General features: G+C 70.7%; 15 protein-coding genes. 9 read left to right on the top strand and 6 right to left on the bottom strand.

Translation table 11 applies throughout. The features are described from left to right. Window position 1: 1 nt before the first annotated feature. From SACGLDRAFT_RS10445 to SACGLDRAFT_RS22500, 3 genes are read left to right on the top strand one after another with little or no spacing between them, the layout of a single operon-like run. Complete coding sequence (locus tag SACGLDRAFT_RS10445; protein ID WP_005464371.1) at window positions 2-472, top strand: (2Fe-2S)-binding protein; 471 nt, start codon at window positions 2-4, stop codon at window positions 470-472. Further along, on the top strand, window positions 469-1,284 hold the full coding sequence (locus SACGLDRAFT_RS10450; RefSeq protein WP_005464373.1) for an FAD binding domain-containing protein: 816 nt from the start codon (window positions 469-471) through the stop codon (window positions 1,282-1,284). The genes SACGLDRAFT_RS10445 and SACGLDRAFT_RS10450 overlap by 4 nt, the downstream gene beginning before the upstream one ends. Before the next feature lie 58 nt (window positions 1,285-1,342). Beyond that, window positions 1,343-1,513: a hypothetical protein gene (locus tag SACGLDRAFT_RS22500; RefSeq protein ID WP_198283537.1), complete on the top strand. Its 171-nt coding sequence runs from the start codon at window positions 1,343-1,345 to the stop codon at window positions 1,511-1,513. A 252-nt stretch (window positions 1,514-1,765) separates the two neighbouring features. On the opposite strand, the gene SACGLDRAFT_RS10460 is transcribed toward SACGLDRAFT_RS22500, so the two are convergent. Continuing rightward, on the bottom strand, window positions 1,766-1,990 hold the full coding sequence (locus SACGLDRAFT_RS10460; RefSeq protein ID WP_005464374.1) for a hypothetical protein: 225 nt from the start codon (window positions 1,988-1,990) through the stop codon (window positions 1,766-1,768). Window positions 1,991-2,178: 188 nt separating this feature from the next. Between SACGLDRAFT_RS10460 and SACGLDRAFT_RS10465 the strand changes: the two genes are divergently transcribed. Beyond that, window positions 2,179-2,799, top strand: a complete 621-nt coding sequence (locus SACGLDRAFT_RS10465) for an L-threonylcarbamoyladenylate synthase (RefSeq protein ID WP_005464376.1) — start codon at window positions 2,179-2,181, stop codon at window positions 2,797-2,799. A 16-nt stretch (window positions 2,800-2,815) separates the two neighbouring features. On the opposite strand, the gene SACGLDRAFT_RS10470 is transcribed toward SACGLDRAFT_RS10465, so the two are convergent. Then, window positions 2,816-3,781 (bottom strand): helix-turn-helix transcriptional regulator, encoded by a 966-nt coding sequence (locus SACGLDRAFT_RS10470; RefSeq protein ID WP_005464378.1) that lies wholly within the window; start codon window positions 3,779-3,781, stop codon window positions 2,816-2,818. Window positions 3,782-3,868: 87 nt separating this feature from the next. Between SACGLDRAFT_RS10470 and SACGLDRAFT_RS10475 the strand changes: the two genes are divergently transcribed. Further along, window positions 3,869-5,338 (top strand): FAD-binding oxidoreductase, encoded by a 1,470-nt coding sequence (locus SACGLDRAFT_RS10475; RefSeq protein WP_005464380.1) that lies wholly within the window; start codon window positions 3,869-3,871, stop codon window positions 5,336-5,338. On the opposite strand, the gene SACGLDRAFT_RS10480 is transcribed toward SACGLDRAFT_RS10475, so the two are convergent. The 3 genes from SACGLDRAFT_RS10480 to SACGLDRAFT_RS10490 are packed head-to-tail and all read right to left on the bottom strand — an operon-like array spanning window position 5,297 to window position 7,511. Then, the gene (locus SACGLDRAFT_RS10480) at window positions 5,297-5,524 is read right to left on the bottom strand and encodes a DUF5703 family protein (RefSeq protein ID WP_005464381.1); all 228 of its coding nucleotides are present in this window, start codon (window positions 5,522-5,524) and stop codon (window positions 5,297-5,299) included. The two genes, SACGLDRAFT_RS10475 and SACGLDRAFT_RS10480, sit on opposite strands and share 42 nt — an antisense overlap. Continuing rightward, the gene (locus tag SACGLDRAFT_RS10485; protein ID WP_005464382.1) at window positions 5,521-6,549 is read right to left on the bottom strand and encodes a YncE family protein; all 1,029 of its coding nucleotides are present in this window, start codon (window positions 6,547-6,549) and stop codon (window positions 5,521-5,523) included. Before SACGLDRAFT_RS10485 ends, SACGLDRAFT_RS10480 begins: the two co-directional genes overlap by 4 nt. Next, complete coding sequence (locus SACGLDRAFT_RS10490; RefSeq protein WP_005464384.1) at window positions 6,546-7,511, bottom strand: aldo/keto reductase; 966 nt, start codon at window positions 7,509-7,511, stop codon at window positions 6,546-6,548. The genes SACGLDRAFT_RS10485 and SACGLDRAFT_RS10490 overlap by 4 nt, the downstream gene beginning before the upstream one ends. Before the next feature lie 253 nt (window positions 7,512-7,764). Between SACGLDRAFT_RS10490 and SACGLDRAFT_RS10495 the strand changes: the two genes are divergently transcribed. Genes SACGLDRAFT_RS10495 through SACGLDRAFT_RS10510 form a run of 4 tightly spaced genes read left to right on the top strand, consistent with a single transcriptional unit; the run spans window position 7,765 to window position 12,450 of the window. Further along, window positions 7,765-8,808, top strand: a complete 1,044-nt coding sequence (locus tag SACGLDRAFT_RS10495; protein WP_005464386.1) for an LLM class F420-dependent oxidoreductase — start codon at window positions 7,765-7,767, stop codon at window positions 8,806-8,808. Next, window positions 8,808-9,668 carry an undecaprenyl-diphosphate phosphatase gene (locus SACGLDRAFT_RS10500; protein WP_005464388.1) on the top strand — a complete coding sequence of 287 codons (861 nt, stop codon included), beginning with the start codon at window positions 8,808-8,810 and terminating at the stop codon, window positions 9,666-9,668. The genes SACGLDRAFT_RS10495 and SACGLDRAFT_RS10500 overlap by 1 nt, the downstream gene beginning before the upstream one ends. A 17-nt stretch (window positions 9,669-9,685) precedes the next feature. Next, window positions 9,686-10,396, top strand: a complete 711-nt coding sequence (locus SACGLDRAFT_RS10505) for a histidine phosphatase family protein (protein WP_005464390.1) — start codon at window positions 9,686-9,688, stop codon at window positions 10,394-10,396. 2 nt (window positions 10,397-10,398) lie between these two features. Next, window positions 10,399-12,450, top strand: a complete 2,052-nt coding sequence (locus tag SACGLDRAFT_RS10510) for a M3 family metallopeptidase (protein ID WP_005464392.1) — start codon at window positions 10,399-10,401, stop codon at window positions 12,448-12,450. A 17-nt stretch (window positions 12,451-12,467) separates the two neighbouring features. Here SACGLDRAFT_RS10510 and SACGLDRAFT_RS10515 read toward each other — a convergent pair whose 3' ends face one another. Next, the gene (locus SACGLDRAFT_RS10515) at window positions 12,468-13,208 is read right to left on the bottom strand and encodes a YwaF family protein (RefSeq protein WP_005464394.1); all 741 of its coding nucleotides are present in this window, start codon (window positions 13,206-13,208) and stop codon (window positions 12,468-12,470) included. Window positions 13,209-13,345 lie beyond the last annotated feature (137 nt).

Here is a 13,345-nt window from a genome sequence, read left to right on the forward strand (position 1 = left end):
GTTGCGCGTCACGATCGAGATCAACGGACAAACGGTGACCGAGGAGGTCGAGGACCGGACCTTGCTCGTGCACTTCGTGCGCGACGTCGCCGGGCTCACCGCCACCAACGTCGGCTGCGACACCACGTCCTGCGGCGCCTGCACGGTGCTGCTCGACGGGGAGTCGGTGAAGTCGTGCACCGTGTTGGCGGCGCAGGCCGACGGCCACCGGGTCACCACCCTGGAAGGCCTGACCGGTGAGGACGGACAGCGGCATCCGCTGCAACGGGCCTTCTCGGAACACCACGGTCTGCAGTGCGGGTTCTGCACCCCCGGCATGATCATGGCGGCGGCGTCGCTGTTGCAGGAGAACCCCAGGCCCACGCGGGAGCAGGTCCGCGAGGGCCTGGAGGGCAATCTCTGCCGGTGCACCGGCTACCACAACATCGTCAACGCCGTGATCGCCGCGTCCGGGCAGGAGGTCGAGAAGTGATCCCGGCTACCCTGCGCTACCACCGGGCGTCCTCCGTGGAGGACGCGTTGGCCGTGCTGGCCGAGCACGACGACGAGGCGAAACTGCTGGCGGGCGGACACTCGCTGCTGCCGTTGATGAAGCTCCGGTTGGCCGCCCCCGAGGTGGTCGTGGACATCGGGGGCCTGACCGAACTGTCGTACGTGCGACTCGACGGCGACGACGTCGCCATCGGGGCCTTGACCCGCTACCACGACCTGGCGCGCGACCCCGTGCTGGCCGACCACGCGCCGCTGGTGGCGCACGTGGCGGGAGTGATCGGGGACCCGCAGGTGCGGCACCGGGGCACCATCGGCGGGTCTGTCGCCCACGGGGACGCCGCCGCCGACCTGCCCGCGGCCCTGCTCGCCGCCGAGGCCTCGTTCGTGGTGCGGGGCCGGGACGGCCTGCGCACCGTCCCCGCGAAGGAGTTTTTCCTCGGGCCGTTCACCACCGCGCTGGAACCCGACGAGGTGCTGACCGAGATCCGCCTGCCCCGCGCCGATCACGTGGGGTGGGGGTTCGAGAAGTTCACGCGGCGCGCGATCGACTGGGCCATCGTGGGAGTCGCCGTGCAGGGCGACAACGTCGGCCTGATCAACATGGCGGGCACGCCGATCCGGGCCGAGGCCACCGAACGCGCGCTGGCCGACGGCGCGTCGATCCCCGAGGCCGCGGCCCTGGCCGCCGAGGACACCAGTCCCGCCGACGAACCACACGCCACGGCCGAGTACCGCAAGCACCTCGCTCGCGTGCTCACCGAGCGAGCCCTGGTACGGGCGCGCCGCGGCTGAGGCGGCCGTCCGGTGAGCGGTTACCGGACCGTGCCGGTCGTTTCCCGTGGTGACACCCGTGGCCGTCACCGTCGTGGTGTACACCCGCAGATCCGGCGTCACAGGGGGGTTCGTAGAGGTCGTCGAGGCCGGTGAGTCCCCGAAGCTCACCGGCCTCGACGCGGGCGTAGGGGCGATCACGGGCACGAGGGTCAACACGCGGTGCCGTGACAGCAGTTCGGCGACGTAGCCCACCCGAACGCGTCGGGGCCGGTCGTCGGCGGAGAACCGAGAGCGCTGCGCAGCTCGCCCCCACCTCTCCTCGGCATTCGACGTCGAACTCCACGTGGTCTGCACCGCGCGGGCCTACGCGCCAAGCGCCTTCGGGGTACAAGAACGCCAGGCCCCGGCACACCACCGGTTCCGCCGAGCTGCTGGACGCCGTGCGCACCGGAGGTGCCGGCGGATGGTCACTCGCCGCGCCCGTTGAGAGCGGCCGAGCTCACCGCCCCGTGCCGCGTTGCCTGATCCGGTACAGGGCGTAGGTCACCCAGAAGGCCAGCGCCGACACCATCATGAGAATCCCGAAGAACCACATCATCCAGTTCGGCTCGGTGGTGACCATCGCGATCACGAACACCGCGACTCCCACGACCGTCGTGAAAGCGACCGAGAGCAGACGTCGACGGGACAGATCGACCTGGGGGCGCTGTGGTTGTTCGGTCATGTGCGCACATTCTGCCAGCCACCCCGAAGGCCGGGGCGGCAATCCCGTGGGACGCCGAACACCCCGCCCCACCGGGGTCGTCGGACCGGTCACCCGCCGGTCCGAAGTGAACGGACTCCGGAAGCGCTCGCGGCGGACCCGGCCGTCGCCGGTGGCCATTCCCGCCGGGAGCCCCTAGCCTGGGGCCCGTGGCGAGGTATGTGGACGTACACCCGGTGAACCCGCAACCGCGCGCGATCGCGCAGGCGGTGCAGGTCCTGCGCTCCGGCGGCGTCGTGGTCTATCCCACCGATTCCTGTTTCGCGCTCGGTTGCGTGGTGGGCAACAAACAGGGCATCGATCGCATCCGCGCGATCCGCAAACTGGACGAACGGCATCACTTCACGCTCGTGTGCCGCGACTTCGCGCAGCTCGCGCGGTTCGTCCACCTCGACAACACGGCGTTTCGGGCCATCAAGGCGGCCGTGCCCGGCCGGTACACGTTCATCCTTCCCGCCACGAAGGAAGTGCCGCGTCAGCTCTCGCACCCGAAGAAGAAGACGGTCGGGGTGCGCATCCCGGACCACGCCGTCGCCCGGGCCCTCGTCACGGAACTCGGGGAACCCATCGTGTCGAGCACCTTGCTCCTGCCCGGTGAGGACGAACCGCTGACGCTGGGATGGGAGATCAAGGAACGGCTCGACACGGTCGTGGACGTCGTGCTCGACTCCGCCGACTGCGGCGTGGAGCCCACCACCGTGGTGGACTTCTCCGAGGGCGCGCCGGAGATCGTGCGCGAGGGCGCGGGCGATCCCGACCGCTTCCGCTGACCCGAGCTCCCGCCGCTCACCCCGGAAGGGTCCGCCGCAGTCCACGCAGCCGTCGCTCGACCTCCGGGGAGGCGCCCACCAGGGTCACCTCGGCGTCCAACGCCATGAGCAATACGGTGTACTGCGTGACCAGCTCGGCCGACTCCGCGCTGAGCCGCACGGCACACGTCTCCGGCCCGGTGGGGCTGATCTCGCCGGGGACGGTGGTGAACAGCCGCCGCCGCAGCTCGTCGGCGGACAACGCCACCACCAGCCGCGCGCCGTGCCGGTACTCGGCGGCGGCGAAGGACCGGGTCAGGTAGGTCGCCGGGTCCGGCGCGGGCAACGTTCGCGGAGTGAACCGGTGGCGGGTGGACACCGGGCGGGTGAGCCGGTCGACGCGGAACGAACGCCAGTCGTGACGGTCGAGGTCGTAAGCGACCAGATACCAGTGACCGCGCACGGTGACCAGATGGTGCGGTTCCACCCGGCGCGCACCGGCGGTGCCGTCCCGGCCGCGGTAGTCGAAGCTCACGATCTCCCGGTCGTGACAGCAGGCCGCGAGCACCGCGAGCACCGCGGGGTCCACGCCCGGCGCCTCCGTCGAGGTCACGACCACGCTGGCGGTCCCGAGGGCGGCCAGCCGGGGCCGCAACCGTCCGGGCAGCCCGCGTTCCAGCTTCGTCAGAGCCCGCACGGCGCTGTCCGCGACTCCGGTGACCCCGGTGCCCGCCGCCGCCACCAGCCCGAGCGCCACCGCCACCACCTCGTCGTCGTCCAACAGCAGCGGGGGCAGGTTCCGGCCCGAGGTCAGCCGGTAGCCGCCCGCAGTGCCGGGGGCGCTCGCCACCGGGTAGTCCAGCGCGCGGAGTCGCTCGATGTCGCGGCGCACGGTCCGGGTGGTGACCCCGAGCCGGGCGGCCAGTTCGGCGCCCGACCACTCCCGCCGGGTCTGCAACAGCGACAGCAGCCGGAGCAGGCGGGACGGCATGGTCTCGTTCACCCGGTCGGTCCTCTCGCTCGCTCGCGATCCCACAATGCCTTCCGTTGCGGACCGATCCTGTCCGCAACAACCCCTAGCGTGCCGGGTATGAGCGACAAGAACAGCAGTATCGAGCAACTCACCGCCCACCTTCCCGACGCCGTGCTCGATCCCGCGTCCGGCGACCACGACGCCGAGCGTGCCGGATTCCAACTGCACCACCCGCACCGTCCCGCGGCGATCGTCGCCGCGACCCGCGCCGAGGACGTGCGCGCCGCCGTGGAGTTCGCCGCCACTCACCGGACGCCGTTCGCCGTGCAAGCCACCGGACACGGGCGTGCCGTCCCCACCGACGGGCTATTGATCAGTACGCGCCGCATGACCGGCGTGCGGATCGACCCGGCCACCCGCACCGCGTGGGTCGAGGCCGGAGCGACCTGGAGCCGGGTCGTCGAGGCGGCGGCACCCCACGGGCTGGCGCCGTTGTCCGGGAGCTTCCCCGGCGTCGGCGCCGTCTCCTACACCTTGAGCGGCGGGGTGGGGCTACTGGCCCGTCGGTACGGCTTCGCGGCCGACCACGTGCGCCGACTCGACGTGGTCACTCCCGACGGGCGGCTGCGCGAGGTGACCGAGCGGTCCGAGCCCGACCTGTTCTGGGCATTACGCGGCGCGGGCGGCCACCTCGGCGTGGTCACCGGCATGGAGATCGACCTGGTACCGGTCACCCACGTCTACGGTGGCAGCCTGCTGGTCGACCTCCAGCGGGCACCCGACGTGCTGGAGGTCTGGCGGCGGTGGACCGAGGACGTCCCGGAGGAGACGACCTCGGCGGTGACCGTGCTGACCTATCCGGACGTGCCGCAGCTGCCGGAGGGACTGCGGGGACGGCCGATCGCCCACCTGCGCGTCGTCCATCTCGGCTCGGCCGAGGAGGGCAGCGCCGTGGTGGAACCCCTGCGTGCGTGCGGCCCGATCCTGCGCGACACGCTGGCCGAGATCCCCTACACCCGAGCCGGGGAGATCTTCGACGAACCCGAGCAGCCCCACCCCTATCGAGGCGACAACGTCGTCGTCCGGGACCTCGAACCCGAGGCACTTTCCGGGCTGGCGCAGGCGGCCGGACCGTCCGCGCGGGTGTTCACGGTGACCGGCATCCGGCATCTGGGCGGCGCGCTCGCTCGCCCACCGCGCGCCGCGAACGTCGTCGGTCACCGCGACGCCCGCTACCTCGTGTCGATCCTTTCCCCGGTGGAAGACGGAGAGGAGAAGCTGGTGAGGAAGCTGCACGACGATGTGCTCGCCTCCTTCGCCGGCGTCGCGCTCGGTCGCGGACTCAACTTCGCCTACCGGGAGCTGGGCCCGGAGGAGTTCCGCTCCGCGTTCTCCGCCGAGGACTACCCGCGGCTGCTGGCGATCAAGGAACGGGTCGACCCGCACGGCCTCTTCCGCCCCGGCCAGGGCGGGCCGCGGGTTGCCCGAGTCGATCCCGCACGTGGTCCGGTGCGGGGGCGTCACCGGCTCACGGGGTGGTGCCGGTCAGGTGATGAAGCCGGGCAACAGTCCCGTCGTGGCGAGTGACCGCCGCCTGCGCAGCCACACCTTGCGGGTGCCGTCGGCGAACAGGCGGACGTTGGACAACTCCCAACCCGAGAACTCGGCGTGGATCGACAGTTGCACGGCCGCGGAGAGCCGGGACACACCGGGAGGCAACTGCACCCGGCGGTACTCCCACTCGCCGTCGACCACCGCTTCCGCGTTCGTCATGGAGTGATCACCTGGATCCCTTCCCCGGTCGCCGAGCCCACCACGACTCGGGACGTCCCTGAGTCGACCGTAACCGAATTGGGCTGGTGAACGGTGGGGTAGCGGTACCGCTCCGTCGGTTCCCCGCCGCGGACGTCGAACCCCACGACCTCGTTGCGTGCGGTCAGGGTTACCCACAGTAGATCCCGTTCGGAGTCGTAGGCCATGCCGTAGACCCCGCCCGGCACCGGGTAGAGCTGGCGCAGCAGCAACGGGTCCACGGAGAACGCCAGGAGACCGCCGCTGCGGGTGTCGGTGACGAACACCCGGCCGTAGTCGTCGGTGACCACGTTCGTGGCGCCCTGACCCGCGCGCAGACCCACGCCGATGTCCCGGCCCTCCAGGTCCACTTCGAACACGGCGCTGCGCAACCGGTCGAGCACGACGGGCTTGCCGTCGGCCACCACGACGTCGTCGGCGCTGTTCAGGCCTCCGGCGATCACCGGGTCGAGGCGACCGTCGTCCAGCACCCCGACGCCCTTGCGCTCACGCAGGCTGAGCAGGGTGCGGTCGTCGAGCACGGTCACGCCGGTGGGGCCGCCCTCGGCGGGAGTGACGCGGACCTCCCCGTCGAGGGTGATGCGCGCGAGCGCGTTCGCGGACGGCACGGGAGCCAGCAGCTCCTCGCCCACGACGGTGAGGTTCTCGACCGGGCCCGGCAACTCCACGACGGTGGGCTCGGGGGCTGGCGCGGCGAGGGCGTCGCGGTCGTAGAGCAGCACCCTGGCCGGGTCGGCCACGGCGACGGCGAGGACACCGTCACGGGAGGTCGCCAGGGCGGTGACGTCGCCGTCGACACCGATCACCGACCCCGCGGGCTCGGTCGTGGTCGCCGGGGACGGGGCAGCGGTCGCCGCGGTGGGGTTCTCGACCACCTGGAGCTCGTCGGTGACCTCCTCCTCACCGGAGCAGGCCGCCAGGGGGATCACCAGCGCGGCGATCAGGGCCGTGGAGGCGAGCTTGGGGAAGGCTGTGCGTGTTCTCATGAGGGCCACCGTTCCGGGTAGCCGAACTCGATGGCGCTGACATCGTCGAGCGCGGCCTTGATCGCTGCGGGCAGGGTCAGGTTCTCGGCGGCGAGGGAACCGGCGAGCTGGTTCTTGTCTCGGGCGCCCACGATGGGAGCGACCACGCCGGGCCGGTCGCGCACCCACGCCAGGGCGACGGCCAGCGGTGAGGTGCCCAGCCCCTCGGCCGCGGTGACGACCGCCTCGACGATGCGGGCCGCGCGTTCGGTGCGGTGCTGCTCGACGTAGTTGGCGTAAGTGGTGGACGCGCCACGGGAGTCGGCCGGGGTGCCGGTGCGGTACTTGCCGGTGAGCACGCCGCGCCCGAGCGGGGCCCACGGCAGCACACCGATCCCGTGGTGCGCGGCGGCGGGCACGACCTCGCGTTCGATGCCGCGTTCGAGCAGGGAGTACTCCGACTGGATCGACACGATCCGGCCCTCGCCGATGGTCGACGCGGCCGTCGCGAGCTGCCAGCCCGTGTAGTTGCACACGCCGACGTAGCGCACCTTGCCGCTGCGCAACGCGTACTCCAGAGCGGACAGTGTCTCCTCCAGCGGCACGGCCGCGTCCCACGCGTGCAGTTGCCACAGGTCGATGTGGTCGACCCCCAGCCTGCGCAGGGAGCCGTCCAACGCCGACAGCAACGCTCCGCGCGAGGCGCCACCCCCGAACGGCCCGTCGGTCCTGCGGGCGACGGCCTTGGTGGCGATCACCACCTGGTCGCGGGGCACCAGGTGGTCCAACAGTGACCCCAGCAGACGCTCGACCTCCCCGTCACCGTAGATGTCGGCGGTGTCGACGAGGGTTCCGCCCGCGTCGACGAACGCCGAGAGCTGGTTGGCGGCGTTCTCGGCGTCGGTGCTGGTCGACCACGACAGGGTGCCGAGTCCCATCCGCGACACCCGCAGGCCGGAGGTGCCGAGCTGACGGCTTTCCATGGCGTCAGAGCCTAACCGTCACCCGTGCGGGTTCGTGACCAAGGAGGGCCGCGGCGCGTCACCGCTCACGACAAACGTCTACTCGTGGGTAACCCTGGGGTGCCGTCCGCGGGGCACGCGCCGCCGAGTCCGCCGGCGGCGGCTATCGTGCCGCTGACGGACAGGCGGAAGTCGACCCGGTCGACGACCTTCGACGGTGGGAGATGTCTTGGCCCCCTATCAGCCCGGTAATGACGGTGTTTCAGCAGGTCGGATGCGGTTGGGACTGAACCTCGGCTACTGGGGCGCGGGTAACGACGCGTCGAATCTGACCTTGGCCAAGGAGGCCGACGCGCTCGGCTACTCGGTGGTGTGGGTCGCGGAGGCGTACGGCTCCGACGCGGCGACCGTGCTCGCCTGGATCGCCGCCCAGACCTCCTCCATCGACGTCGGGAGCGCGGTCTTCCAGATCCCGGCGCGGACCCCGGCGGCCACGGCCATGACGGCCGCGACGTTGGACACCCTCTCCGGCGGACGCTTCCGGCTGGGACTCGGGGTCTCGGGTCCGCAGGTCTCCGAGGGATGGCACGGGGTGCGGTTCACCGCCCCACTCGGCCGCACCCGCGAGTACGTCGACATCGTCCGGGCCGCCCTGCGCCGCGAGAAGGTGCGCTACGAGGGCAAGCACTTCCAGCTCCCCCTGCCCGACGGTCCGGGCAAGGCACTGGCCCTGACGGTGCACCCGGTGCGGGAACACATCCCCACCTATCTCGCCGCGATCGGCCCCAAGAACCTCGAACTGACCGGGGAGATCGCCGACGGCTGGCTGCCGGTGTTCTTCTCTCCCGAGCACGCCCCCGCCCAGCTCGACCATCTCCGGGCCGGGGCCGCCAAGGCCGGCCGCACGCTCACCGACTTCGACATCGCCCCCTCCGTGCCGCTGGTGCCGGGCGAGGACTGGAAGACCTGCGCCGACTCCGTCCGCGCCTACGCGGCGCTGTACCTGGGGGGAATGGGCAGCCGGGAGAAGAACTTCTACAACCAGCTCGCGGTCCGGATGGGCTTCGCCACCGCCGCCGCCGAGGTCCAGGACCGCTACCTCGCCAAGGACTACCAGGGCGCGATGGCCGCGGTCCCGTTGGAATTCCTCGACGCGACCTCCCTGCTCGGCCCGACCGAACGCATCGCCGAGCGCATGACCGCCTTCGCGGAGGCGGGCGTCACCACGTTGAACGTGATCCCGTTCGTCGCGCCGGAGAACGGTGCCGCGGCCCTGCGTACCGCGCTGGAGGCGTTGGAGAGAGCGGGAGTGGCCTGATGGGCTGGTTCGAGGCGCTCGTCCTGGGGCTGGTGCAGGGACTCACGGAGTTCCTGCCGATCTCCTCCAGCGCCCACATCCGACTGACGGCGGCGTTCGCGGGATGGGACGACCCCGGCGCCGCCTTCACGGCCGTCACGCAGATCGGCACCGAACTCGCGGTGCTGCTGTACTTCAGCCGGAAGATCGGCCGCATCCTGCGTCACTGGTTCCTCTCGTTGGGCAACCGCGAGTACCGCTCCGACCCCGACGCCAGGATGGGCTGGCTCATCATTGTCGGGTCGATCCCCATCGGGGTACTGGGCCTGCTGTTCGAGGAGCGCATCGAAAGCGTGTTCCGCGACCTGCGCCTGACGGCCACGACGCTCATCGTGTTCGGGCTGCTGCTGTTGCTCGCCGACCGGATCGGCGGCAAGAACCGCGAGCTCGACCAGCTGACCGTCCCGCACGGCCTCGCCTACGGCTTCGCGCAGGCACTGGCGCTGATTCCGGGGGTGTCGCGCTCGGGCGGCACGATCACCGGTGGCCTGCTCCTCGGCTACAAGCGCGCCGACGCCGCGGAGTACGCGTTCCTGCTCGCGGTGCCCGCAGTACTCGCCTCGGGTGTCTACAAGCTCACCGACATCGGTGAGGGCGACGCGCCGGGCGTGGGCCCGACTCTGCTGGCCACCATCGTGTCGTTCGGTGTCGGCTACGCCGTGATCGCGTGGCTGATGTCCTACATCAAGAACAACAGCTTCCTGCCGTTCGTGGTCTATCGCGTCGCGCTGGGCGTGCTGGTCCTGGTGCTGGTGTTCACCGGGGTGTTGGACCCCGACGCGGGTCCGGTGGAGACCGACGCGGTCGGACAAGGGGAGTGAGGCCGTAGGGTGGCGTCGTGGCTACTGTGATCCTGCTCAGGCACGGCAGGTCGACGGCGAACAACGCGGGCGTGCTGGCCGGCCGCACCCCGGGGGTCGCCCTGGACGACACGGGTCGGGCGCAGGCGGAAGGGCTGGTGGCGCGGCTGGCGGACGTGCCGTTGGCGGCGGTGCTGACCTCACCCCTGCTGCGGTGCAGGCAGACGGTGGCGCCCCTGGTGAAGGCGAGGGGACTGACCCCGCGCACCGAGTCGCGGCTGTCCGAAGTCGATTACGGTGAGTGGTCGGGCGGTCGGCTCAAGGACCTGGCCAAGCAGCCACTGTGGAAGGTGGTGCAGTCTCAGCCGTCGGCCGCGGTCTTCCCCGGTGGTGAGGGGCTGGCGCAGATGCAGGCCCGTGCCGTGCGAGCGATCCGGGAGCACGACGCGCGCATCGCCGCCGAACACGGGGAACGGGCGGTGTGGGTGGCGTGCACCCACGGTGACGTGATCAAGGCGGTGTTGGCCGACGCGCTCGGACAACATCTCGACATGTTCCAACGCACGGTCGTCGATCCGGCGTCGGTGTCGGTGATCCGCTACACCGAGACCCGGCCGTTCGTGCTGCGTGTGAACGACTGCGGGGGCGAGTTGAGCGGGATCGTGCCGTCCGCGCCGAAACGACGGCGCAGGGGCCGCGGACTGTCCTCCGACGCGGAGGTCGGGGGATCGACGGGACGAAAGGATTGATCGTGACGACTGCGGACAACCCGCTGTTGACGGCGAGCGACCTGCCGTACGAGTTGCCGCCGTTCGACCGGATCTCGGGCGAGCATTTCCTGCCCGCGTTCGAGGCGGGGATGGCGGAACAGGCCGCCGAGGTGGAGGCCATCGCGAACAACCCGGAGCCGCCGACGTTCGACAACACGATCGTGGCGTTGGAACGTTCCGGGCAGCTGCTCGACCGAGTCTCGCAGGTGTTTTTCAACCTCCACGCCTCCCACACGAACGACACGTTGCGAGCGGTGCACGCCGAGGTCGCGCCGAAGCTGGCCGCGCACTCGGACGCCATCCACCTGAACCCGGCGTTGTTCGCCAGGGTGGAGAAGCTCTACACCGAACGGGACTCGCTCGACCTGGACGAGGAGTCGGCGTGGTTGCTGCGCCGCTACTACCTGGACTTCGTGCGCGCCGGCGCGGCGCTGCCGGAGGCCGACCGGGAGCGGTTGCGGGAACTCAACACCGAGCTGTCGTCGCTGTCGACCCGGTTTCAGGACAACCTGCTGGCCGACACGAACGACCTCGCGGTGTTGGTGTCCGACCGCGAGGAGCTGGCGGGCCTGTCGGAGAGCACGATCGCGGCGGCGGCCGAGGCGGCCGCGGCCAGGGGCGAGGAGGGCAAGTACCTGCTGACGCTGTCGTTGCCGACGGCGCAGCCGCTGCTGGCGTCGTTGGAGAACCGTAAGGTGCGGGAACGGCTGTTCCGGGCGTCGATGGCGCGCGGCAATCGGGACAACGAGCACGACAACAAGGCGGTGCTGGCGCGGATCGCGCGGTTGCGCGCGGAGCGGGCCGCGCTGCTGGGCTACGAGAACCACGCCGCGTACGTGATCGAGGACCAGACGGCGGGCTCGGTCCGGGCGGCCACGGATCTGCTGCACCGGCTGGCCCCGGTGGCGGTGTCCAACGCTCGCGCCGAGGCGGCCGAGCTGGCCGAGGAGATCGCGCGGTTGGGTGCCGACCACCCGCTGGAGCCGTGGGACTGGGCGTTCTACGCCGAGCGGGTGCGCAAGCGCCGGTTCGACGTCGACGACGCCGAGCTGCGCCCGTACTTCGAGCTGGACCGGGTGCTGCGCGACGGGGTGTTCTTCGCGGCGACGAAGCTGTACGGGCTGACGTTCACCGAGCGCCACGACCTGCCGACCTACCACCCCGACGTGCGGGTGTTCGAGGTGTTCGACGCCGACGGCAGCCCGCTGGGGTTGTTCCTGGGGGACTACTACGCGCGGGAGTCCAAACGCGGCGGTGCGTGGATGAACTCCTACCGGACGCCCTCGCGGTTGTTGGGTCGCAAGCCGGTGGTGGTGAACAACCTGAACATCACCAAGCCGCCCGCGGGTGAGCCGACGCTGCTGACCTTCAACGAGGTGGAGACGGCGTTTCACGAGTTCGGGCACGCCTTGCACGAGTTGATGTCGGACACGCGGTACCCGACGTTGGCCGGCACGAACGTGCCGAGGGACTTCGTGGAGTTCCCGTCGCAGGTCAACGAGATGTGGGTGCTGTGGCCGGAGGTGCTGGCGAACTACGCCCGCCACTACCGCACGGGTGAGCCGCTGCCGCAGCGGCTGGTGGAGAAGCTGCGGGAGTCGCGCGCCTACGGCGAGGGTTTCGCGACCACGGAGTACCTGGCCGCGTCGTTGCTGGACCTGGCGTGGCACACGGTGGACGCCGACACGGCGGTCGACGACGTGGCGGCGTTCCAGAAGCAGGCGTTGGAGAAGGCCGGGGTGGCGATGGCGGAGGTGCCGCCGCGGTATGCCAGCACGTACTTCGCGCACATCTTCTGCAATGGCTACTCGGCCGGCTACTACTCCTACATCTGGAGTGAGGTGCTCGACGCCGACACGGTGGAGTGGTTCCGGGAGAACGGCGGTCTGACGCGGGAGAACGGCGACCACTTCCGGCGGGAGCTGTTGTCGCGGGGCGGGAGCAGGGATCCGATGGTGTCGTTCCGGGGATTCCGTGGCCGTGACCCGGAGATCGAGCCGTTGTTGAAGCGCCGTGGGCTGATGGGAGCCTAGGAAGCGCGCGTGGGCGGTCAGTTCGACAGGCCGCCCACGCGGTCGCGTCGCCGTGCCGGGCGCGTTCCCCCGGTCCAGGGCCAGGTGAGCAGCGCCCACGCGGTGAGGACGAGGACCGCTTCGATCACGAGGTACCAGGGCCAGGGGCCGAGGGCGTCGAGTACCGAACCGGTGTGGGGTTTGCGGTTGAGGTAGCCGTAGTTAGTGCCCGTGGCGCTGTTGAAAAGCATCGCGATCGCGGCCCAGCCCACGGTGATCGCGACGGTGGTGCGGTAGTCGCGCCAGGTGGGGTGCAGGCCCAAGCCCCAGGTGAGGTAGAGGGCGGCCCACACGACGAGCAGGTGAAGGGCCCAGAATGCCAGGAACTCGTGGTGGGGGAAGTCGGGGCTGTCCAGCACGGGGAAGAACAGGGCCTGCGGGGAGAGAGTCAGACACCAGTAGTAGGTGAGGGCGTAGGCCCAGCGGGCCCGCGTCAGCAGCGCGTAGGCGGCGACGAACCCGGCGAGGTCCGACAGGTGGAGGGGGACGCTGTCGACGAGGTCCCAGGCGGGGGAGGTCAGGGTGTAGCCGAGCGCGGCGACGTGAATGGCGAGAAGCCCCGCGCCGAGGACACGGCTGAGACGGCGTGTCGTGGGGGAGTGGCGGTGTGCTCGGCCGAGGAGGACGAGGAGCGCGGCGCCGACGGCGAACACGGTGAGGACCGCCCAGTGGGAGAGGCCGTAGGCGGTGAACTGGTTCGGTGTCGCCGTGGTGTTCATGGCCGAGACGGGAGCGTCGGTGTGCTCTCGCCTTTCATGGTGTCAGGGCTTCGGTCGCGACGACACCCCAGTGTATAACGACCTATACGCTGGGGCTCGGGTGATGCCTACCCCGCGTACCACGGCACCAAGAACAT

It is taken from the genome of Saccharomonospora glauca K62, assembly GCF_000243395.2.
Taxonomy (GTDB): domain Bacteria; phylum Actinomycetota; class Actinomycetes; order Mycobacteriales; family Pseudonocardiaceae; genus Saccharomonospora; species Saccharomonospora glauca.

Excerpts from the sequence above, each read along its gene's own strand:
- SACGLDRAFT_RS10460 (WP_005464374.1), bottom strand. The coding sequence starts at position 1,990 with ATGACCGAACAACCACAGCGCCCCCAGGTCGATCTGTCCCGTCGACGT.
- SACGLDRAFT_RS10475 (WP_005464380.1), top strand. The coding sequence starts at position 3,869 with ATGAGCGACAAGAACAGCAGTATCGAGCAACTCACCGCCCACCTTCCC.
- SACGLDRAFT_RS10480 (WP_005464381.1), bottom strand. The coding sequence starts at position 5,524 with ATGACGAACGCGGAAGCGGTGGTCGACGGCGAGTGGGAGTACCGCCGG.
- SACGLDRAFT_RS10485 (WP_005464382.1), bottom strand. The coding sequence starts at position 6,549 with ATGAGAACACGCACAGCCTTCCCCAAGCTCGCCTCCACGGCCCTGATC.
- SACGLDRAFT_RS10490 (WP_005464384.1), bottom strand. The coding sequence starts at position 7,511 with ATGGAAAGCCGTCAGCTCGGCACCTCCGGCCTGCGGGTGTCGCGGATG.
- SACGLDRAFT_RS10495 (WP_005464386.1), top strand. The coding sequence starts at position 7,765 with ATGCGGTTGGGACTGAACCTCGGCTACTGGGGCGCGGGTAACGACGCG.
- SACGLDRAFT_RS10500 (WP_005464388.1), top strand. The coding sequence starts at position 8,808 with ATGGGCTGGTTCGAGGCGCTCGTCCTGGGGCTGGTGCAGGGACTCACG.
- SACGLDRAFT_RS10515 (WP_005464394.1), bottom strand. The coding sequence starts at position 13,208 with ATGAACACCACGGCGACACCGAACCAGTTCACCGCCTACGGCCTCTCC.